Raw genomic sequence first — 21,123 nt, forward strand, 5'->3', positions numbered from 1 at the left:
TTGGCTTTATTAAATTATTTAATAATTTTAGAAACAACACCTGAACCAACAGTTTTACCACCTTCACGAATAGCAAAACGAGTTCCTTCTTCAAGTGCTACTGGAGCGATCAAGCTTACAGTAATTCTCACATTTTCACCTGGCATAACCATTTCAACACCATCAGCTAATTTAATCGAACCTGTAACATCAGTTGTTCTTACATAAAACTGTGGTCTATAGTTGTTAAAGAATGGAGTATGTCTACCACCTTCATCTTTATTTAAGATATAAACTTCAGCTTCGAAGTCAGTGTGCGGAGTAATTGATTTTGGTTTAGCAAGAACCATACCACGGATAACTTCTTCTTTTTTAGTACCACGAAGAAGAACACCTACGTTATCTCCTGCTTCGCCTTGATCCATTTCTTTTCTGAACATTTCAACACCTGTTACAGTTGTTGTTTGAGTATCTTTAATACCAACGATTTCAATAGTATCACCTACTTTTACAACACCTTTTTCAATTCTACCTGTAACAACAGTACCACGACCTGAAATTGAGAAAACGTCTTCAATTGGCATCAAGAAGTCTTTTTCGGTATCACGAGTTGGAGTTGGAATATAGCTATCAACTGCAGCCATAAGATCCATAATTTTTGCTGACCATTCACCATCTTGTCCAGCTTTAGCTTCTTCAAGAGCTTTTAAAGCAGAACCAGAAATAATAGGTGTATCATCGCCTGGGAAATCATAAGAGCTTAATAATTCTCTAATTTCCATTTCAACTAACTCTAAAAGTTCAGCATCATCAACCATATCTGCTTTATTCATAAAAACAACAATATATGGAACGCCTACTTGACGAGAAAGAAGAATATGCTCTCTAGTTTGTGGCATAGGGCCATCTGCAGCAGAAACAACCAAGATCGCTCCATCCATTTGTGCAGCACCTGTAATCATGTTTTTAACATAATCTGCGTGACCTGGGCAGTCAACGTGTGCATAGTGACGATTGTCTGTTTCATATTCAATATGAGAAGTAGCAATAGTAATACCACGCTCTTTTTCTTCTGGAGCATTATCGATATTATCATAATCTTTAAGCTCTGCTAAACCTCTTCTAGAAAGAACAGCAGAAATAGCAGCTGTTAAAGTAGTTTTACCATGGTCAACGTGACCAATAGTACCAATATTTACGTGTGGCTTATTACGTGAAAATTTTTCTTTAGCCATTTTTTTCCTCCGTATAAAAAATAAATTGAGCAAAGCAAGTCTTATATCTATATAATTTTTTCAATTCATGGAGCTCATAGCGGGAATTGAACCCGCGACCTCTCCCTTACCAAGGGAGTGCTCTACCTCTGAGCCATACGAGCGCTCAGAAAAATTATACACAATAACAGACAACAAAAACTCTTAAATGGGATATATACTGTAAGTTAAAGGTTTTAAAATACAGCTCCCAGTTCTTTTAAATTATTGGAGCGGGAAACGGGACTCGAACCCGCGACCCTCAGCTTGGAAGGCTGATGCTCTAGCCAACTGAGCTACTCCCGCAAAGCATGGTGGTGAGTCGTGGATTCGAACCACGGAAGGCGAAAGCCAGCAGATTTACAGTCTGCCCTCGTTGGCCACTTGAGTAACTCACCATAAAAATATTGCTTTTTCAATATTCTGGTCAAACACTGCTAAAATAAATGGAGCTGGTTAAGGGACTTGAACCCCCGACCTGCTGCTTACAAGGCAGCTGCTCTACCAACTGAGCTAAACCAGCAAAAATAAAAGTGAGATTATAACTCAAAAAAAAATTTTTGTCAAGACTTTTTTAGTTTTTCTATAAAATTTTAGTCTTGTAAAGTTTATTATCATAAACCAATATTATTTTTATCTATTTATGATAATCAAACAAATTTAAAAATTTCTTTGCTCTTTCGCTTTTTGGATTTTCAAAAAAACTTTTAGGATCATTTTCTTCGATGATTTTTCCTTCATCCATAAAAATAATTTTATCTGCTACAGCTTTAGCAAAACCCATTTCATGAGTAACAATAAGCATAGTCATACCCTCTTTTGCAAGATTTAACATCACTTCTAAAACTTCTCTAACAATCTCAGGATCCAACGCTGCTGTAACCTCATCAAAAAGCATTAACTCAGGATTCATACATAGACTTCTTACTATGGCAATTCTTTGCTTTTGTCCTCCGCTAAGTTCTCTTGGATAAGCATGAATTTTATGCAAAAGTCCCACCTTTTCAAGCCAAATTTTAGCCTCTTTCAAAACCTCATCTTTCTTTCTTTTTTGCACTTTCATAGGCCCTAAAAGTATATTTTCTTCAACACTTAAATGCTCAAAAAGCTCATAAGATTGAAAAACCATACCAACTTTTTGACGCATTCTTGGCCATTCTTTAAAATCTTTATCTATTTTCTCATTATCAACATAAATATTACCACTTGCAATCTCTTCAAGCCCATTAATACAACGCAAAAGCGTAGATTTTCCACATCCGCTAGGACCTAAAATCACCACAACTTCTTTAGCTTTAACTTCTAAATTAATATCTTTTAAGGCGTGATGCGAACCATAATACTTTTGTAAATTTTCTATTTTTAGTATGCTCATTTTAGCTCCATTTTTTCTCTAATTTTCTTGAATATAAAGTGATGGGATAACAAAGTATAAAAAAGATAAAAAAAATCAAACCATAAATAATAAAAGGTGCAAAATCATTTCTATTATGAAATTCTATAATTTGTTGCCCTACTTTTACAAGCTCTACCGCGCCGATTAAATAAGCAAAGGTTGTACTTTTAATCATACGAGTAAGTAAATTCATGCTCATAGGAGTTAAACGACGCATAGCTTGTGGAATAATAATATAAACAAAACTTTGCACCGTATTTAAACCTAAAGATGATGCACTTTCATACTGATGCTTTGGAATACTCTGCAAGGAAACACGCACCAAATCCATCATCTCAAAACAACCCCAAATGCTAAAAACAATAATAGCTGCACTTACAGAACTCAAATCCCACCCAAACCATCTAGGAAAACCAAAATACACCACAAAAAGCCATACCAAAAGTGGCATAACACGCACAAATTCTAAGCCTAAACGACAAAAAGCATAGATATAGGTATTTTTAAAACTCATTAAAATTCCCAAAAACAACCCACCTATCGAAGTAATAATAATGCTGATAAATGAAATTTCAAGAGTGACAAAAAGCCCTTGCCAGAGTCTTAAAAGCGTATCGGTATTTAAAAGTTCAAGCATGAAACAACCTTTTTTCAAACTTTAGCAAAATAAAAGACAAAGGTAAGATAATACACAAATATCCCATAAACAACAAAAACAATAGCTCATCTGTCTTATAGGTTAAGGAATTTAAACTCTTCATTAAATTCACCAAATCTGGCAAGGCAATAATACTAACGACTGAAGTTTCTTTGATTAAAAATATAATATTAGCACTAATACTTGGCATAGAAATAGCCAAAGCTTGCGGCAAAATCACATAACGCAAATTTCCAAATTTTGAAAAACCCAAAGAAAGTCCCGCTTCAAACTGCTGTTTTCTTATGGCTTCAAATCCCGCTCTTAAACTCTCGGCCATATAAGAACCTCCTAAAAAACTAAGTCCTACTATAGCACAAGCAAAAGAAGGCCTTAAAGTTTCTTCTACGCTTAAGCAAATCAAATCAAGCGGTGGAATTTGCTCTAAATGTATATTAAATTTAGGTAAAGCATAATATAAGAAAAAAAGTTGAATTAATAAAGGCGTATTTCTTGAAAACTCTATATAAAGCTTGCAAATATTTTCTAAAATTTTTATTTTAAAATAACTCATTAAAATGCAAAACAAGCCTATTATCAAAGAAAAAATAATTCCAAAAAAGCTTAGTTTTATCGTAAGCCAAGCAGCCGTTAAAAAAGCAGGAGCTTGAACTAATATAAAATCAAAATCCATTCTCTACCTTAAATTTTTACCAAAGTTCTTTCATGATCATATCTTTATTTAAAATTTCAATTCTACCTTTTTTTGTATCAATAAGTTCTGAAATTTTAAGCTCTTTTAACACTCGAGATAAAGATTGTGCTCTAACATTTAAATCAATTGCAATTTGTTTTTGTGAAATTGTATCTAAATTTTTTTCATTTTCCAAAAGATACTTTAATAATCTCGTCCTTAAATCTAATGCATTTTGAGATAATTTCTTTTCTAAAATTTTAATTTTATCAAAAAGTGAACTGATAAGTAAAAAATTGAATTCTTTATTTTCACTGCATAAATTTTGAAAATTAATAAAATCAATTTCCAAAATTTCTCCATCTTCTTCAAAAATAGCATTAGCAGGATAATTTAATTTTTTAAAAGCAGGCATTTCTGCTATAAAATTTGGAGGATTAAAATAATGCAAAGTAATTTCTTTATCGCTTGCTGTACTTTTATAAATGCGTATTTTTCCCTTAAGTAAAATAAAAAATTTTTTAGCCTCTTCGCCCTCATAAAATAAAATACTATTTTTTTGAAATTTTTTTAATTTTCCTACACTAGATAAAAGTTCTAAATAATCTTTCATTATATACATTTTCCATTCTTAACTTATGTTAAATTTAATTTATCTTATTTTTGCTATATTAACGCCATAAAATTAACATTTAAGAAAGGCTTATATGAAATTTGAAACAATTAATCAAGAAAGCATAGCAAAACTCATGGAAATATTTTATGAAAAAGTTAGAAAAGATAAAGATTTAGGTCCTATTTTTAACAATGCTATTGGAACAAGTGATGAAGAATGGAAAGAACATAAAGCAAAAATAGGAAATTTTTGGGCAGGTATGCTTTTAGGAGAAGGTGATTATAATGGACAACCCTTAAAAAAGCATCTAGATCTACCTCCTTTTCCTCAAGAATTTTTTGAAGTTTGGCTAGGACTTTTTGAAGAAAGTTTAAATATGGTTTATAATGAAGAAATGAAAAATGTCATTTTACAGCGTGCACAAATGATAGCTTCACATTTTCAAAATATGCTTTATAAGTATGGTGGACATTAATTTGGCAATTTTTTTGCCAAATCTTTTTTTACCTTTTCTAAAATCTCCTCATCCTTAGAAAAATCAAAAAATTTAAACTCATTTCCATGTTGCATAAAACCATCGAGCAAATCTCCACTCAAACGATTTTTAAGATCAAGCTCTGCTATTTTAAACCCATCTAAAGTACTAGCAAAGTCTTTTAAACGACTTGGAATTTCTTTAAGCTTAGTATAAAGATAACAAGTACTTTTAAGCCCTACACGACCTACACGACCACGAAGTTGATGCAAGGTAGCAAGTCCTAAACGTTCCGCTCCTACAATCACTATCATACTCAATCTTGGCAAAGAAATGCCCACTTCCACCACTGTAGTGCTTAATAAAATATTTCCCTTATCTCTAAAACGCTCTAAAATTTCATCTTTTTGTTTATCTTTTCCATGAGTTACAAAAACTTTTTCATAATGACTCTGCCAATACCCCCTAGCCTGCTCCAAAGAAAGATAAGGAATATTATCACTAGCACTCACTAAGGGATAAATAATGATAATTTGATGATTTTTAGAAATTTCTTCTTTGATCTTCTCGCTAAGCTTAGAAAAACCTTCATTTTGTATACAATAAGTTGTAATATCTTTTTTAAAAGGCATTTGTTTAATAAAACTAAAATTTAAAAGTTCAGATTGTATCATGCTTAAAGTTCTTGGAATAGGTGTAGCCGAAAACTGTATAAAATGAGGGGCAAATTCTTGCTTATTTAAAGAATGAATTTTCTCACGCTGAGCTGATCCAAAACGATGTTGTTCATCTATCATTACAAGTACGGCATTATGGCTTTCTAAATGAATTAAAGCATGAGTGCCTATAATAAGATTTGCTTTTTGAATATTTTGTTCTAAATCTTTTTCTTTTTTGCCCCCTTTAATAAACAAAATATTCATAAAATCAGGCAAAAATTTCTTAGCCTCTTCATAAAGCTGATACGCTAAAATACTAGTAGGTGCCATTAAAATAGCCTGCTTAGGATAAACCATCAAAGCAGCACCGAGTAAAACCAAGGTTTTACCACACCCCACATCACCCATAATCACACGCCTTTTAGCTTCTTTTGAGTGTAAATCTTTTTCTATGTCTTTTAAGGCGTTAAGCTGATCTTTAGTAAGAGAAAAAGGCAAATCTTTAAGCCAATTAGCTATATTAAAAACATTGATTTGATGAGCTTTAAAATGCGTTTGTTTAGCTTTTAAACGCTTTAAAAAATTATATATTTCTATATATTTTAAATCTTTGCTAAAATTTTGCAAATTTTCAAACATAAAAAAACTTTTTTCATCATAAGCATGTAAATTTAAAAGAAAATGTATATATTTATCCTCTATGCCACTTTCTTTTAAATTTTCATAATTAAGATATTTATGTATAAAAGCGGCAATTTTTGTATCTTTTAAACCTAAAATTTGATACTTTGGACTAAAACCCTCAAAAGAAGTTAAAATTTTAGGATTGTTAAATTGCCAAGTGTGATTAAAACGCGAGAGTTTAGCATTAAAAACAAGCTCTTTTCCTACCTTGCAAACCCCAAAATGCCAAGCTCTAGGATGAAAAAATACAAAAGAAATATTTTCTTGCCATTCTTCACAAAAACCTAAACCAAAAAGTTGATTTTTTCTTGAACTAACGCTTTTTATAGTGATTTTTTGGGTGCAAATTTCATTTTCTTTAGGATTTTTACTTGGATTTAAATTTTCAATTTTTTTAGGTAAAAGAAGCGCTAAATCAATAGCACTTCTAATTTTTAATTTTTTAAAAAATTCAAAATCACTTTCTTTAATTTTCATTTTGTATGCTTGCAAAACTTATATTTAAAAGTTCTTGATGTTTTTTAATATAAGCATTTATGGTTTCAAGCTTAACCTTTTCCATAAGTTTTAATTCTTCTTTATAATATCCCAAATTTAAACCTTGATAAAATTCATTAAAGGCTATAGATAAACGCTTACTTAAGCTTTCATAACGCAAAGGAGTTGATCCTATGAGAAAATTTTTAGCTTGATCAAGTTCGTTTTGAGTCATGCCATTTTTTATAAAATCTTCAAAGAGCTCTTTTACGATTTTCTTAGCTTCTTTAGCGCTTTCATTTTTAGTTTGTAAATATCCAAAAACTCTAGAAAAAGACATATTCATATCAAGCATAGCATAAGCTGAGTATGCAAGACCTCTTTTAACGCGAATTTCTTCCATAATCCTTGAACCAAATCCTCCTTGCCCTAGCACAAATAAGGCAATTTTTGCAAGATATAAATCCTTATCTTTAAAATCAGCAAAAAAAGGCGTAGCAAAATAAATATAAGCTTGTTCACTTTCTGGGCGTACCAAAATTTCATCTTTGATGTTTTTGCCTAACTCATATTTTTTTGGAGTATTTTTTTTGCCTATTTGAAGTTTTGATAAGAGTTTTAAAAGATCTTCCTTGGCTTGTTTTTCTTCTAAATCTCCTCCTAAAATCACAACCAAATCACTAAGATGGATAAAATTTTTATAAAAATTTTGCAAATCTTTTAAAGACAAAGTTTCTATACTTTTTTCATCTCCATCATTTGGACTTTGAAATTCTTTACATTTAAAAATTTGAGCATTGAGTAAATTTTTTGCTAAATAATCAAAATCACTATTTTTACTCGCGAGCTCACCTAAGGCATTGATTTTTAATTTTTGCAAAGTTTTTTCTTCTATTCTTGGTTTTAAAAGCAATTTTTCTAAACTCTTTAAAGCAAAATCAAAATTTTCTTTCAAGCAAGAAAGATTGATTTCCAAACTTTCAAAACCACTACTTGCCTCTAAATTTATCGCTCTAAATTCTAAATCCTTAAAAAATTTATCATCCACGCCTTCATTTAAAATACGTGAAAACATCTTAGCTAAGCCTGCTATTTCATCATAACTTCTAGCACAATTTCTAAAAACAAGCTTTAAAACAACAATAGGAAAATCAGAATTTTTTTCAAAAATAAAAGGGATTTTAATACCCCTACTCTCTAAATACTGCATTAAAACCTTTCTAAAATTTCATAAGCGGTATTGCGTTTAGCTGGATTTTCGCCTAAACTTCTAATCAGCCTTATCATCTCATCTTGATTCATTCTATAACTTGCTCCTGCAGCACTTACTACATTTTCTTCCATCATAGTTGAGCCTAAATCATTGGCCCCAAATTTTAAAGCAAGCTGGCCTATAAGTGAGCCTTGAGTTACCCAAGAACTTTGTAAATTTTTAAAATTATCTAAATAAAGTCTTGCTAAAGCTAAAAGTCTTAAATATTTGTTAGAACTTTGTTTCATAATCTCTGGATGTTTTTGGATTAAAGCAGTATTATCACTTTGAAAGCTCCATAAAATAAAAGCTCTAAATCCCCCTGTTTCATCTTGTAATTTTCTCAAATGCTCAAAATGATCGATGATTTCTTCATCATTTTCAACCGTTCCAAACATCATAGTAGCTGTACTTTTCATACCAATTTTATGAGCTTGGCGATGTACTTCTAACCAAGTAGCTGTATCACATTTATTTGGTGCGATAATATCACGCACCCTATCGCTTAGCACCTCAGCACCTGCTCCTGGTATAGAAAATAAACCTTTAGCTTGCAATCTTTTTAACACTTCAGTGATTGAAATTTTAGATGCTTTTGCAATATAAGCGATCTCAACTGCTGAAAAACCATGCACAGTGATATTTGGATAATGTTCTTTTATCCAAGAAACTAATTCTTCATACCATTCTATTTTTAATTTTGGATGCACCCCGCCTTGAAAAAGAATTTGTGTTCCCCCGATAGCTTCAAGCTCTTCTATCTTTTTGCCTATCTCTTCAAAGCTTAAAATATAAGCATCATCTTCTTTATGATGGCGATAAAAAGCGCAAAAAGAACAATCAATACAACAAACATTGGTATAATTAATATTTCTATCCACAACAAAAGTGGTGATTTTTTCAGGATGAAGTTCTAATTTTCTTTTATAAGCCATTTCTCCAAGTTCTGTTAAACTTGCATGGTGTAATAAATCTAAAGCTTCTTTTTTATCCAGTCTTTTCAAAATTTTTCCTTGTTTTTTACATAATTAAAATAATTATAGCATTTAAAATATAAATTATGCTATAGTTTCGCTTATGAATTACATTGAACTATTAAAAAATAATAAAAATATCAGAATATTAGCTTCGGTTCAGTTTATAGTATATTTTGGAGCATGGTTTTCTCAAACGGGAGTTTTTACCCTTTTAGTCGAACTTAATGCTCCTACTTGGGCAACAGCTACAAGTGCTATGCTTGCTTTTTTACCTGGAGTTTTACTTGCTCCTATTAATGGCGTCATAGTAGAGAAAAATAAACCTAAAAAACTTTTACTCAGTATGATTAGCATAGAATTAATTTCTATTTTTTGTCTTATTTTTGTCACAAGTCTTAGTATGCTTTGGCTTTTATTTATTTTAATTTTCATAAGACTTTGTGTTGCTTCGATTTATTTTCAAGCTGAAATGAGTTTATTGGCCAAAATTTTAACTCCTCAAGAACTTAAACTCGCTAATGAAATGCACAGTGTCATTTGGGCGATTTCTTATACAGCAGGTATGGCAAGTGCGGGAATTTTTATTTATTTTCTAGGAGTTAAAACCGCTTTTCTATTTGACTGTATACTTATACTCATAGGCATTTCTTTTTTAGTAAGATTAAGCATTCCTGATTTTCATCAAAAAACACAAAGTCGCTTTTTTACCATGATAAAAGAAGGATTTTTCTATGTTTTAAACAATAAGATAATTTTTCATCTTATCTTGCTTCACGCTTTTATAGGTTTAACTGCTTATGAAACCTTGGTTACGCTTTTAGCGCAACATCAATATAAAGAAGTTTTATCTGCTGCTTTAGTAATAGGGTTTTTAAATGCAGTACGTGCTTGTTCTTTAGCTATAGGACCTATGGTTTTAAGCAAATTTATTAATGATAAAAATTTATTTTACATGTATCTTGGTCAAGGCTTGGGTATTATACTTTGGGCTTTAACTCAATTTAATTTTTATATTTCTTTTTTAGGTTTAATCGGTGCAGGTTTTTTTACCTCAGCGCTTTGGGCTTACACCTACACCATGATACAAAAAAATGCCGACAAAGAATATCATGGTAGAGTGATCGCTTATACAGATATGATTTATCTTAGTTTTAGCGCTATTATTTCAATGCTTATGGGCTTTTTATTTGAAATAGGCTTGAGTTTAGAACTAATTACAGGCTTATTGGGTATGATTTTTATCTTTGCGGCATTTTATTGGAAGTGGTTTTATAAAAAATATTTGTGAAAATTCACAAATATTTTAAATTTTAAACAAATCTTGAAGATTTTTCATTGCTTCTTCATTGCTGATGGCATTATTTAGCTGCGATGAGCTTAATTCATTGAGCTCTATTTCATAACCACTTAACATAGAAGCAAGGCGAATATTAATACCATTTTTTCCTATAGCTTTGCTTTTTTGTTCGCTATTTAAACTTACAATAGCTTTTTTATCTTCAATTTTTACAGAATTTACAATAGCAGGAGCCAAGGCACGAGAAATTAAAATTTCACTCTCATTTGTAAATTCTATACAATCAATATTTTCATTATGAAGCTCTTTGCTTACTGCATTAATTCTTACACCTTTAACACCTACTGTAGCTCCTACAGGATCGATATTTGTTCCATTGGCCTGAAGAATGATTTTTGCTCTTTCACCTGGAATTCTAGCACATCCTATAATATTGACATAACCATCTTTGATTTCTGGAACCTCAGCTTCAAGTAAACATTCTAAAAATTTAGGACTTGTACGACTAAGCTCGATTTTAATACCCTTATCTGTATAAACACGGCGTATCACAGCTTTTACCACATCACCTATTTTAAACTTTTCCCCTTTAATGCGATTTTTTCTCGGTAAAAAAGCTCTTAATTCATCTATTTCAATAAAAGTATTTTCTTCATTATCCACTCTAACAACTGTACCAAAAACCATTTGCCCTACTTTGTTTTTATACTTTTCAAAAATAGTTTGTTCTAATAATTTTTGTATATGATATTCAAGTTCTTTATGCAAGGTATTTACCGCAGTTCTTCCTAAATTTTCCAAAGAACATTCATAGGTTAATTCATCTCCTATTTCAACATCTGGAGCTTCTGATTTTGCCTTACTTAACGCGATAAAACTCTCACTTTTATTTTGCAATCTCTCGTCATTATCTGCTACTATGGTAATTTTTTGATAAAGATTTAAATTTTTAGGATCCACAAAAAACTCATATTCTTGTCCATAAATTCTTTTTGCAGTATTGATTAAAGCGGTAGCTACCTTTTCTCTTACATTCTCTAAGTTTAAATTTTTTTCATTAGCAATAGATTCGATAATATCTGCTATCTTTTCCATATTTTATAAAACCTTTTTTGTGGGAAATTTAAATAATGTAGATAAAAATTATATCCTTAATAAGTTTAATTAAAAGTAAAATTTGCTAAAATTATAGATTAAAATGAAAATTCTTAAGGATTTAGCTATGGAATTAAAATTGGCAAGAACTTTGATTAATGAAAAACCTAAAAATATTAGCCTAGAAAAAATCGAAGAGGCTATAGAAAAAGAAGGACAAAAGTTTTTTTATTTTGATAAAGATAATACACACAAACAACTCATTGCCCTTGTAAATCATTTTGAAAAAAAAGGAGTAAGCATTTATCATAGAACCGTAAAATACGGACTTGATGATAATGATTTTATGTATGAGGTACATATTCTTTGAGTGCTAAAAAACTTTTTATCCAAACTTTAGGTTGTGCGATGAATGTCAGAGATTCTGAGCATATGATCGCAGAATTAACACAAAAAGAAAATTACGCACTAACAGAAGATATCAAAGAAGCAGATCTTATTCTTATTAATACCTGTTCAGTGCGTGAAAAACCTGTGCATAAACTTTTCTCAGAAGTGGGTGGCTTTGAAAAAGTTAAAAAAGAAGGTGCTAAAATAGGAGTTTGTGGATGCACTGCATCACATTTGGGAAATGAAATTTTCAAACGTGCTCCTTATGTGGATTTTGTTCTAGGGGCAAGAAATATTTCCAAAATCACTCAAGCTATAAAAACTCCAAAATTTATGGGCGTGGACATAGACTATGATGAAAGTGAATTTGCTTTTGCAGATTTTCGAAATAGTATTTATAAATCCTATATTAATATCTCCATAGGTTGTGATAAACACTGCACTTATTGTATAGTACCACATACTAGAGGAGATGAAATTTCCATACCTTTTAACATCATCTACAAAGAAGCTCAAAAAGCCGTTGAAAAAGGCGCTAAAGAGATTTTCTTGCTAGGACAAAATGTCAATAACTACGGCAAAAGATTTAGAAATGAACATAAAAAAATGGACTTTTCAGATCTTTTAGAAGAACTTAGCACTATAGAAGGTTTGGAGCGCATTCGCTTTACAAGTCCACATCCTTTGCACATGGATGATAAATTTTTAAAAGTTTTTGCCAATAATCCAAAAGTTTGCAAATCCATGCATATGCCTTTACAAAGTGGCTCAAGTGAAATTTTAAAAGCTATGAAGCGTGGCTATACTAAAGAATGGTATTTAAATAGAGCTTTAAAACTTAGAGAACTTTGTCCAAATGTTAGCATTTCTACAGACATTATTGTAGCTTTTCCAGGGGAAAGTGAAAAAGATTTTGAAGAAACTATGGATGTTTTGGAAAAAGTGCGTTTTGAGCAAATTTTTTCTTTTAAATACTCCAAACGCCCTTTAACAAAAGCTGCAACCATGCCTAATCAAATCGATGAAGAAACAGCTTCAAGAAGACTTAGCACCTTACAAAATCGTCATAGTGAAATTTTAGATGAAATTGTAAAAAAACAAGAAAATAAAACTTTTAAAGTTTTATTTGAAGAATTAAGAGCAGGCAATAGCATTGCTGGAAGAACAGATAATAATTTTTTAGTTCAAGTTGAAGGTAGCGAAGAACTTTTAGGGCAATTTAAAGAAGTAAAAATAACTAATGCAAAGCGTATGGTTTTATATGGGGAAATCGTTTAAAATCCATTGCTTAACATATATAATTTTCATCTTGCAATGGCTTATTTTTTTAAGCTGTAAAAAGCACTATAAAGGTGAAAGAGTTGACCGTAAAGCTGGTGTGATACTTTTTTGGCATGGAAAATTAGCACTTATGCCTTTTGCGTTTAGACATTATAGGCAAAAAAATAAAAAAGCCTATGTCATGATCTCTCACCATAAAGATGGAGAGCAAATTGCAAAAATCATCAAGCTTTTCGGTCTTGATACTGTAAGAGGAAGCACTTCAAGGGGTGCTAGCAGTGCACTTAGAGCTGCATTTAAAGTTTTAGAACAAAATGACGATATAGTTATCACGCCCGATGGTCCACGAGGGCCTTATCATAGTATTTCAGATGGTTCTATCATTTTGGCTCAAAAAAAAGAACTAAAGATAAGAATTTTAAACTATGAAGCAAATCGTTTTTGGGAATTTAAAAGTTGGGATAAGATGATCTTGCCAAAACCTTTTAGTAAGATTACTTATAGTCTAAGTGAACCTTTGGATATTTTATCTTTAGATAAAGAAAAAGCTAAAGAATTTCTAATGGAACAATTTGATAAAATTAGCTTAGCTGATCAATTCAAGGAATGAAATGTTATTTTTACTTAAAAAAATATTTCCACAACTTTTTATTAGTATTATTTTAGAAGATAAAAAAAATATTGTAAAAGCTTCTATTTACAGAGGAAATAAACTAATCAGTAGCAATGAAAAAACTTTTGATAAAAGTGAAAATTTATTAGAATACATAAAAAATTTAAGCAAGCATTTCTTATTTTACCACACTGCTTTATTTTTAGACGCCAAAGAACAAGGATTAATACCTAGTACAAATATTCAAGATTGTGAGCACTTTAATATAGGAAAAATCAGCTTACAGCATATTTTGTTTAATAATGCCCTTGTTTATACAGCTACCGAACATGTGGAATATTATAGCGAGCTTTTTGAAGAATATAGAGGTTTAGATTTTTTATATTCCCCTTTTGCTCTTCTTTACTACAATATACAAAAAGAAAAACAGCCTGATGATCAAAATTTACTTTATGGATTTAAGCAAGGACATCTTTTGGCAATTATTGTTGCCAAAGGCAATACTATCTTATACGGTGATTTTAAAATATTTGAGCAAGAATTAGGTTTAGAGCTTGAACTTCCATCAGAAGATAATCAAGAAATTGAAAACAACAACGATGATACCGAAGTTACCTTAGATAACTTCAATGAAGCCTTAAATAGTAAATTTGACCTACTTGATCAAGAAAATAATCTTGAAACTTTGGATAATAATGATAATTTTAATCTTGATGAATTAAATCAATTTAGCAATGATATGGAACTTTGTCGTTATATTATTACGAGCATTGAAAAATTTTATAATGATGATAAATATGCTGGGGTATTTATCAATGGTATTTTATTATATAGCGAATCAGATATTAACATAAGTGCTATTGATTTTTTAGAAAGTGAAACTTTTTTAGAGATAAAAACGAAACAAATCAACACCTTAGATCTTATGATAGAATTGATGCAAAAGGAGCTTAAATGACTTATAGCTTCATACAGCCAAGAAAAAAACCTATTTTCACGCTCTTTGATAAAATTTGGCTAGGACTTTTTGGTTTTAGTATATTATTTATCTTGCTAGTATATTTTACATATACAATAAAAATTGCATTAATCAATAGCTCTATCGATGATGAAAAACAACAAGTTATAGTGCTTCAAAATCAAACTAAGCAAAATGAAATGCTTTATGAAATTTTATTTGATCAAAGCCAAATAGCGAAAAATTTTAACACTCAAAATCAAATTATTAAAGAAAGCTTAAGAAATCTATTTGATATTATTGTAAAAACTGATAATATTACTCTTGAAAGTGTTGAACAAGACGAATATTCCTTAAAACTTATCGGAGTCACTCCTACAAGAGAAATGTTTACTCTACTTTTAGAAACCCCTTTAAAAAGCATCTTTGATCAAAGCTATACAACCTATTATCGCTTAGATAATGGGTGGTATCGTTTTGTTAGTATTAGTAAACAAATTCCAGGAGTTGTAGATGAAAGATAAAAGCCTAGAAGAAATTGATTTATTAAAGCTTATCATTTGCGCGTTAAGTTTTATAAGCGTTTGTACAGCCTTGATCTTATTTTTACTTTTACCGACATTAAAAAATTACAAACAAGCAAACCTTAGAGAAAACTCACAACTTGCTATCTTAAAAGCCACTAAATCAAAATTTGACTTTAGTGAAGATAAAATATCAACTCTAAGAAGCGAAAACAACAAAAGTTTAGAGCAATTTGAGCAAAATTTTAATATAGGAAATTTTGATATTTTTTTACAAAAATATTTTCAAAATGTAAAAATTCAAGAAACTAAGCCCGAAAAACAAGAAAAATATCTAAAAAACCGCTTAGCCATTAAAGCGACAATGAACAATCCTAGAAGACTTTATGATTTTATTGATGCTCTAAAAAACTATAATAATTTAATCAAGCTTGATTATCCACTTAATCTTAAAGGAGGAGAGCAAGGTATCTCTATAGATCTTATTCTCAAAGTTTATTCAAGCTAAACTCACATCTTCGCCTTTTAAAATTTGATTCATAGTATTCATTGCACACATTTTTCCACACATGGAACATGAGTTTAAATCATCAGGACGACGCTCATTAAACATTTTTTTGGCCTTTTCTCCATCAATAGCAAGTTTAAACATTTTCTCCCAATCTATCTCTTGCCTAGCCTTACTCATCTCATCATCTCTTGCTCTTTCTTTTGGAAGTTTAGCTATATCTCCCGCATGAGCTGCAATTTTAGTCGCAACTATACCCTCTCTAACATCTTCTAAATTTGGAAGTCTTAAGTGTTCAGCAGGTGTTACATAACACAGCATATCAGCACCGCTAGCTGCAGCCACAGCTCCTCCAATAGCACCACTAATATGATCATACCCTGCGCCAATATCTGTTACCAAAGGTCCTAAGACATAAAAAGGCGCTCCTTTGCATAAACGCTTTTCTAATTGCATATTTGCCTCTATTTCATTAATAGCCATATGCCCTGGACCTTCTATCATTACTTGAACCCCAACATCCCAAGCCCTTTGAGTAAGGAGTGATAATTCTATAAGCTCTGAAATTTGTGCCCCATCACTTGCATCGTGGGTAGAGCCAGGACGCAAAGCATCACCCAAAGATAAAGTTACATCGTATTTTAAACAAATATCAAGCAAATCATCATAATACTCAAAAAAAGGATTTTCAGCATCTTTCATCATCATCCAAGCATAAAGCACAGAGCCTCCTCTTGAAACTATATTTGTAAGTCTTTTACTTTGTTTAAAAATATGCGCTGCGCGAGAATTAATACCTGCATGAATTGTCATAAAATCAACCCCACTTTTAGCATGATGATATACAACATCTAAAAAGTCTTTGGCATTAATTTGTTTTAAATCTTTTTCTAAAAATCCTACTGCATCATATACAGGAACTGTTCCTATCATAGCTTTTGAAACATTAACAAGCTCATCTCTAAAACGACTTGTTTTGCCATAATTGCTTAAGTCCATAATCGCTTCTATGTCAAATTTATGAGCAAGCTCTACTTTTTTCATTTCCTCGCTATAATCAACACAATCATTTGAAACTCCTAAATTTACATTAACCTTAGTACGCAATCCAAAACCTATACCATTTGGATCAAGACTATTATGATTAATATTTGCAGGGATAATAATTTTACCGCAAGCAATATTTTCAAGCAAAAAATCTTTACTTAAATTTTCTTTTTGTGCAACAATCTGCATTTCTTTAGTAAAAACACCTTCTTTGGCATAATTCATTTGAGTTTTCATAAATTTATCCTTTAAAAAATTTGGATAAATGAAGGGTGAGTATAAATTTTTAAAGTATTGAAATTTATAAATCTTCCCGACGCTGGCATTATCCAGATCCGGTTCGGTCTAAGCTTTTAGCTTACTCTCAGCCTGTTACACAAGCTCCCGTCATTTATGTTTTAATTATACACTTTAAATATTTATTTTTGCTTTATGCGTGCAGTTTTTGTAAAATTTATAAGTTCTTCTGTAGTTTTTATATGATAAGGAAGTTTTCCAAGGCAATATTTAAAAATTTCAGCAGCTGCTAAAGCATCATCTAAAGCCCTATGATGCGTATTTTCCACGCCCAGAAATTCTTTCAAAACCTCTAGTTTATATTTTGGACTTTCTATACAACATTGTGCAAATTCTATAGTGCAAACACGACGATTAAGCAAAATGCCAAAACCACACTCATTTAAAGCCTTAGAAATAAAACTATAATCAAAACGCACATTATGCGCTACAAAAATACTGTCTTTTAAAAAAAGTCTAAAATCACTTAAAACCTTTGCTAAACTTGGAGCATTTTCCACCATCTCATAAGTAATACCCGTAAGTTCGGTTATATTTTCTGGAATTTCTTTTACTTTAACAAAACTTTGAAAGCGTCCAATTTCTTTAGAATTTTGAATTTTTGCTGCTCCAATTTCTAAAATTTCCCCCTTACTTACGCCGCCAGTACTTTCTATATCTACTATACAAAAAATTTCATCTTTAATTTTTGTTGTGCGTGTTTTAAGGGTAAAAATATTATCTTTATTCAAAGTTAAGCCCAAACCCAAAAGCTCAAAAGTTTCCAAATCTAAATCAAAATTTTTTAATTCTTCAACTTTGGCAAACTCTTGCATCACCCAATCATAAGGCTTGCTTTGCTTATTTAATATAGAAATAATCTGATCAATTTGCTGTAAACTCAAAATTCAAGCTTTAAAGATGAAATTGCAGTTTTATAATCATTAGAAGAAAAAATATAACTTCCAGCCACCAAAATATCAGCTCCGGATTCTTCTAAATCGCTAGCATTTAAACCATTAACACCACCATCAACCTCTATAAAAACTTTAGCATTTTTTTTATCAATCATTTGGCGCAATTCTTTGATTTTTTCATGTACTAAAGGTAAAAATTTTTGCCCACCAAACCCAGGATTAACACTCATTAAAAGTACCATATCTACAAATTCTAGCATGTGTTTAATAGAATCAATAGAAGTGTGTGGATTTAAAACAATAGCAGGATGGATTCCTTGACTTCTTATATATTCACAAAGTCTTATAGGATGAACTTCGCTTTCCATATGAAAAGAAATAAATTTTGGTTTCAAAGGGATAAAAAGATCTATAAATTTACTTACATCTTTAACCATCAAATGCACATCTAATGGCAATTTACTAATAGTTGAAATTTTTTCTATCACGCAAGGTCCGAAAGTCAAATTTGGGACAAAGTGTCCATCCATTACATCAATATGTAAAAGATCCGCACCTGCAGCTTCAATAGCTTTAACTTCTTCTTCTAATTTCAAAAAATTTGCAGACAATAAACTTGGAGCTACATACATGATCAAAACCTTAAACTATATATAAATGTGATAAATAATATTTTATCGACTTATATATTAAAAAAACTATAAATTATGGAATATTTTAAGCTTAATTTTGATAAAATCTCCATTTAAAAATTTTCATAAGGACAAGAAAATGGCAAGAGTATGTCAAATCACAGGCAAGGGTCCAATGGTGGGTAATAATGTCAGCCATGCTAACAATAAAACAAAAAGACGCTTTTTACCTAATCTCAGAACAGTTCGTGTAACTTTAGAAGATGGCACCACGAGAAAAATGAGAATTGCAGCTTCTACTCTGAGAACTCTAAAAAAACAAAATTCTAAATAATTTTGAGGATTTATTCCTCAATTTTAATATTTCAAATTTAAAAATAAAATTTAATAAATCACTTATATAACACACATTTAAAAATTATTATTAAGTTTATTATTTTTTAAGCCAAAAATATCTTTTAATAGTGTAAAATACCTTATTAAATGAATTTTAAATTTCACTAATACAAGGAGAGTTTATGCTACATGAATATAGAGAATTAATGTCAGAGCTAAAAGGTAAAGATGCTCATTTTGATAAACTATTTGATCGTCATAATGAACTTGATGACATGATTAAAGATGCAGAAGAAGGTAGAACTTCTCTTAGCAGCATGGAAATTTCAACCTTAAAAAAAGAAAAGCTTCATGTAAAAGATGAACTTAGCCAATATCTAGCAAATTATAAAAAATAAGGCAAAACAATGTTTGGAAGTAAAATAAACCATTCTGATCTTCAAAAACTTGAAGAAGAAAATAAAAATCTTGCACATAAAATTGAAAAATTTCAATCGGAAAATTTAGAATTAAAAAATAAAATTACATCATTAGAACAAGCGGCTTTAGAATCTAAACTTAAAACAGATCTTTTAAATGTTTTATTAACTGGGGTTTTAAAAAATATTACTATTGTTCAAGGCGATATGTTAGAAAATGTAAATAAGGCAGAAGTTATCTCTAGCTATTCTAAAACTTCTCTTGCTGAAATGGATGAACTTAACCATATTGCTAACTCTATCAATGCTTCCTTAGGGGATATTACAGAATCAGCCAATAAAACAAGAGATGTTGCAGGAACATTGCATAGAAGTGTTGATGAAATTACTAATGTAATCAATTTAATTAAAGATGTTTCCGATCAAACCAATCTTTTAGCTCTTAACGCTGCTATAGAAGCTGCACGCGCAGGTGAACATGGGCGTGGTTTTGCTGTTGTTGCCGATGAAGTAAGAAAACTAGCTGAAAAAACACAAAAAGCAACCACAGAAGTTGAAATGAATATCAACCTTCTAAAGCAAAATGCAAATGAAATGTATACTCAAAGTGAGCAAGTTGAAAAAATTTCTATAGATTCTAATGCTCATATTATGAGTTTTTCCGAAAAATTTACTCACTTAGTAAATGAAGCGCATTCTACCAATTCAAATGCAGTTGGTATCGCTTCAGAAGCTTTCGTATCTTTAGCAAAATTAGATCATATAGCTTTTAAACTAAATGCTTATAAAGAAATTTTTTCCAAATCAGGAAAGCAATTAGCCGATCATACATCTTGTCGCTTAGGAAAATGGCTTGCTAGCACAGGAAAAGAAAGATTTGGACAAAATAAAAGCTTCTTAAAAATTAACGAGCCACATGAAAAAGTTCATGAAAATATGAATAATGCTATAACAATAGCAAATACAGAAGATATTAGCAAAGATATTACTCAACACAGCATAATTAATAAATGTGAAGTTGCTGAAAATGCATCGCTTGATCTTTTCAATGTATTTAAAGAAATGCTTGATGAGTCAGATCATTAAAATCCTAGGTTGAACCTTTTTAAGGTTTAACCTAAATAATCTTTAATTTTCCCCACTTTTCCTTTAAAAACCACATATAAGCAAAATCAAGAAAAGGCGTTCTTATCATATTTTTACATTTTTTTTCAAAATCCTGCACCTTAACATAAACAGCTTCAATCTCTTCATCACCAACTCCACCTCCAGAAGAAATTTTATCTTTTTCATCAACTTCTGCGAAATAAAAGCTTTGCTTGCTTACACCTGAACCAAACCCTGTATAAAAATCTCCTATTTTTTCTAAATTTCTAGGAGCATACCCTAGTTCTTCTATACATTCTTCTTTTGCTATTTCCTCTAAAGATAATTTTTTATCTACAAGTCCTGAACAAAGCTCTATAGTATAGCCCATATTATCATCTTTTACATAATCTTTATCATGCATTTGATGATACCAAAGTGGTATGCGAAATTGGCGTACAAAAATAAAACTTTCTAATTCTTTATGATACAAAAGCACTGAAACACTATCTTTAGATTCTATAAAATCCCAAGTACAAAACTTACCATTACTTTCATAAGCAAATCTCTTAGGCTTAATATAATTTGATTTTTCAAAAGAAAGTTCTTTTAAATTTTTAAACGCCATAATAAAACCTTTTATTT

General features: G+C 30.6%; 23 protein-coding genes, 4 tRNA genes, 2 pseudogenes and 1 riboswitch. Of the genes and pseudogenes, 12 read left to right on the top strand and 17 right to left on the bottom strand.

Going from position 1 to position 21,123, the window contains the following annotated elements; all coding sequences use genetic code 11:
- Positions 1–14 precede the first annotated feature (14 nt).
- The 9 genes and pseudogenes from tuf to nssR all read right to left on the bottom strand — a co-directional run bounded on the left by tuf (position 15) and on the right by nssR (position 4,572).
- Positions 15–1,214: an elongation factor Tu gene (gene tuf, locus AJ887_RS00945; protein ID WP_002855271.1), complete on the bottom strand. Its 1,200-nt coding sequence runs from the start codon at positions 1,212–1,214 to the stop codon at positions 15–17.
- 68 nt (positions 1,215–1,282) lie between these two features.
- Positions 1,283–1,357 (bottom strand) — tRNA-Thr (locus tag AJ887_RS00950).
- Positions 1,358–1,461: 104 nt separating this feature from the next.
- Positions 1,462–1,538: transfer RNA gene (locus AJ887_RS00955), tRNA-Gly, on the bottom strand.
- 6 nt (positions 1,539–1,544) lie between these two features.
- Positions 1,545–1,630 (bottom strand) — tRNA-Tyr (locus tag AJ887_RS00960).
- Between the two features lie 49 nt (positions 1,631–1,679).
- Positions 1,680–1,755, bottom strand: a tRNA-Thr gene (locus AJ887_RS00965).
- A 91-nt stretch (positions 1,756–1,846) separates the two neighbouring features.
- Positions 1,847–2,607, bottom strand: a pseudogene (locus AJ887_RS00970) (amino acid ABC transporter ATP-binding protein).
- 1 nt (position 2,608) lies between these two features.
- A complete protein-coding gene (locus tag AJ887_RS00975; protein WP_002861208.1) occupies positions 2,609–3,265 on the bottom strand; it encodes an amino acid ABC transporter permease in 657 nt (218 codons plus the stop codon).
- Positions 3,258–3,959, bottom strand: a complete 702-nt coding sequence (locus AJ887_RS00980; protein ID WP_002861207.1) for an amino acid ABC transporter permease — start codon at positions 3,957–3,959, stop codon at positions 3,258–3,260. Before AJ887_RS00980 ends, AJ887_RS00975 begins: the two co-directional genes overlap by 8 nt.
- A 16-nt stretch (positions 3,960–3,975) precedes the next feature.
- A complete protein-coding gene (nssR, locus tag AJ887_RS00985) occupies positions 3,976–4,572 on the bottom strand; it encodes a nitrosative stress-sensitive transcriptional regulator NssR (RefSeq protein ID WP_002868789.1) in 597 nt (198 codons plus the stop codon).
- A gap of 94 nt (positions 4,573–4,666) precedes the next feature.
- Between nssR and ctb the strand changes: the two genes are divergently transcribed.
- Positions 4,667–5,050, top strand: a complete 384-nt coding sequence (gene ctb, locus AJ887_RS00990; RefSeq protein ID WP_070240606.1) for a truncated hemoglobin Ctb — start codon at positions 4,667–4,669, stop codon at positions 5,048–5,050.
- Here ctb and recG read toward each other — a convergent pair.
- From recG to AJ887_RS01005, 3 genes are read right to left on the bottom strand one after another with little or no spacing between them, the layout of a single operon-like run.
- Positions 5,047–6,870 (bottom strand): ATP-dependent DNA helicase RecG, encoded by a 1,824-nt coding sequence (recG, locus tag AJ887_RS00995; protein WP_070240607.1) that lies wholly within the window; start codon positions 6,868–6,870, stop codon positions 5,047–5,049. The two genes, ctb and recG, sit on opposite strands and share 4 nt — an antisense overlap.
- Positions 6,860–8,080 carry a M16 family metallopeptidase gene (locus AJ887_RS01000; RefSeq protein ID WP_070240608.1) on the bottom strand — a complete coding sequence of 407 codons (1,221 nt, stop codon included), beginning with the start codon at positions 8,078–8,080 and terminating at the stop codon, positions 6,860–6,862. Before AJ887_RS01000 ends, recG begins: the two co-directional genes overlap by 11 nt.
- On the bottom strand, positions 8,080–9,126 hold the full coding sequence (locus AJ887_RS01005; protein ID WP_002868792.1) for a dehypoxanthine futalosine cyclase: 1,047 nt from the start codon (positions 9,124–9,126) through the stop codon (positions 8,080–8,082). Before AJ887_RS01005 ends, AJ887_RS01000 begins: the two co-directional genes overlap by 1 nt.
- 73 nt (positions 9,127–9,199) lie before the next feature.
- On the opposite strand from AJ887_RS01005, the gene AJ887_RS01010 reads away from it, so the two are divergent.
- Positions 9,200–10,387 carry an MFS transporter gene (locus tag AJ887_RS01010; RefSeq protein WP_002858477.1) on the top strand — a complete coding sequence of 396 codons (1,188 nt, stop codon included), beginning with the start codon at positions 9,200–9,202 and terminating at the stop codon, positions 10,385–10,387.
- Between the two features lie 15 nt (positions 10,388–10,402).
- Here AJ887_RS01010 and nusA read toward each other — a convergent pair whose 3' ends face one another.
- A complete protein-coding gene (nusA, locus tag AJ887_RS01015) occupies positions 10,403–11,491 on the bottom strand; it encodes a transcription termination factor NusA (RefSeq protein ID WP_002858478.1) in 1,089 nt (362 codons plus the stop codon).
- A 127-nt stretch (positions 11,492–11,618) separates the two neighbouring features.
- Here nusA and AJ887_RS01020 point away from each other — a divergent pair, with 127 nt between their 5' ends.
- From AJ887_RS01020 to AJ887_RS01045, 6 genes are read left to right on the top strand one after another with little or no spacing between them, the layout of a single operon-like run.
- Positions 11,619–11,861 carry an HP0268 family nuclease gene (locus tag AJ887_RS01020; protein WP_002851103.1) on the top strand — a complete coding sequence of 81 codons (243 nt, stop codon included), beginning with the start codon at positions 11,619–11,621 and terminating at the stop codon, positions 11,859–11,861.
- Entirely contained in the window at positions 11,858–13,159 is a 1,302-nt protein-coding gene (gene miaB / locus AJ887_RS01025) for a tRNA (N6-isopentenyl adenosine(37)-C2)-methylthiotransferase MiaB (RefSeq protein ID WP_002861200.1), read from the top strand. The genes AJ887_RS01020 and miaB overlap by 4 nt, the downstream gene beginning before the upstream one ends.
- The gene (locus AJ887_RS01030) at positions 13,143–13,772 is read left to right on the top strand and encodes a lysophospholipid acyltransferase family protein (protein WP_032603284.1); all 630 of its coding nucleotides are present in this window, start codon (positions 13,143–13,145) and stop codon (positions 13,770–13,772) included. The genes miaB and AJ887_RS01030 overlap by 17 nt, the downstream gene beginning before the upstream one ends.
- A gap of 1 nt (position 13,773) precedes the next feature.
- Positions 13,774–14,733 (top strand): hypothetical protein, encoded by a 960-nt coding sequence (locus AJ887_RS01035; RefSeq protein ID WP_002861198.1) that lies wholly within the window; start codon positions 13,774–13,776, stop codon positions 14,731–14,733.
- Complete coding sequence (locus tag AJ887_RS01040) at positions 14,730–15,257, top strand: hypothetical protein (RefSeq protein ID WP_002861197.1); 528 nt, start codon at positions 14,730–14,732, stop codon at positions 15,255–15,257. The genes AJ887_RS01035 and AJ887_RS01040 overlap by 4 nt, the downstream gene beginning before the upstream one ends.
- On the top strand, positions 15,247–15,765 hold the full coding sequence (locus AJ887_RS01045) for a hypothetical protein (RefSeq protein WP_070240609.1): 519 nt from the start codon (positions 15,247–15,249) through the stop codon (positions 15,763–15,765). Before AJ887_RS01040 ends, AJ887_RS01045 begins: the two co-directional genes overlap by 11 nt.
- Here AJ887_RS01045 and thiC read toward each other — a convergent pair.
- The 3 genes from thiC to rpe all read right to left on the bottom strand — a co-directional run bounded on the left by thiC (position 15,757) and on the right by rpe (position 18,637).
- Entirely contained in the window at positions 15,757–17,049 is a 1,293-nt protein-coding gene (thiC, locus tag AJ887_RS01050) for a phosphomethylpyrimidine synthase ThiC (protein WP_002861195.1), read from the bottom strand. The genes AJ887_RS01045 and thiC overlap by 9 nt on opposite strands.
- 56 nt (positions 17,050–17,105) lie before the next feature.
- Positions 17,106–17,210, bottom strand: a riboswitch (TPP riboswitch).
- 21 nt (positions 17,211–17,231) lie between these two features.
- Entirely contained in the window at positions 17,232–17,993 is a 762-nt protein-coding gene (locus AJ887_RS01055; protein WP_002872886.1) for a 3'-5' exonuclease, read from the bottom strand.
- The gene (gene rpe, locus AJ887_RS01060; protein ID WP_070233370.1) at positions 17,990–18,637 is read right to left on the bottom strand and encodes a ribulose-phosphate 3-epimerase; all 648 of its coding nucleotides are present in this window, start codon (positions 18,635–18,637) and stop codon (positions 17,990–17,992) included. The genes AJ887_RS01055 and rpe overlap by 4 nt, the downstream gene beginning before the upstream one ends.
- A gap of 139 nt (positions 18,638–18,776) precedes the next feature.
- Between rpe and rpmB the strand changes: the two genes are divergently transcribed.
- From rpmB to AJ887_RS10600, 4 genes and pseudogenes are all read left to right on the top strand, one after another.
- Positions 18,777–18,971 carry a 50S ribosomal protein L28 gene (rpmB, locus tag AJ887_RS01065; protein ID WP_002854974.1) on the top strand — a complete coding sequence of 65 codons (195 nt, stop codon included), beginning with the start codon at positions 18,777–18,779 and terminating at the stop codon, positions 18,969–18,971.
- Between the two features lie 184 nt (positions 18,972–19,155).
- Positions 19,156–19,371, top strand: a complete 216-nt coding sequence (locus AJ887_RS01070) for a YdcH family protein (protein WP_002855201.1) — start codon at positions 19,156–19,158, stop codon at positions 19,369–19,371.
- 420 nt (positions 19,372–19,791) lie between these two features.
- A pseudogene (locus tag AJ887_RS10595) lies at positions 19,792–20,046 on the top strand (methyl-accepting chemotaxis protein); the annotation flags it as partial.
- On the top strand, positions 20,044–20,478 hold the full coding sequence (locus tag AJ887_RS10600) for a CZB domain-containing protein (protein ID WP_373604568.1): 435 nt from the start codon (positions 20,044–20,046) through the stop codon (positions 20,476–20,478). The pseudogene AJ887_RS10595 and the gene AJ887_RS10600, both read left to right, overlap by 3 nt.
- A 31-nt stretch (positions 20,479–20,509) precedes the next feature.
- On the opposite strand, the gene AJ887_RS01080 is transcribed toward AJ887_RS10600, so the two are convergent.
- Entirely contained in the window at positions 20,510–21,106 is a 597-nt protein-coding gene (locus tag AJ887_RS01080; RefSeq protein WP_070240610.1) for an NUDIX domain-containing protein, read from the bottom strand.
- Between the last annotated feature and the right edge of the window lie 17 nt (positions 21,107–21,123).

It is taken from the genome of Campylobacter sp. BCW_6466 (assembly GCF_001762835.1).
Classification (GTDB): Bacteria; Campylobacterota; Campylobacteria; order Campylobacterales; family Campylobacteraceae; genus Campylobacter_D; species Campylobacter_D jejuni.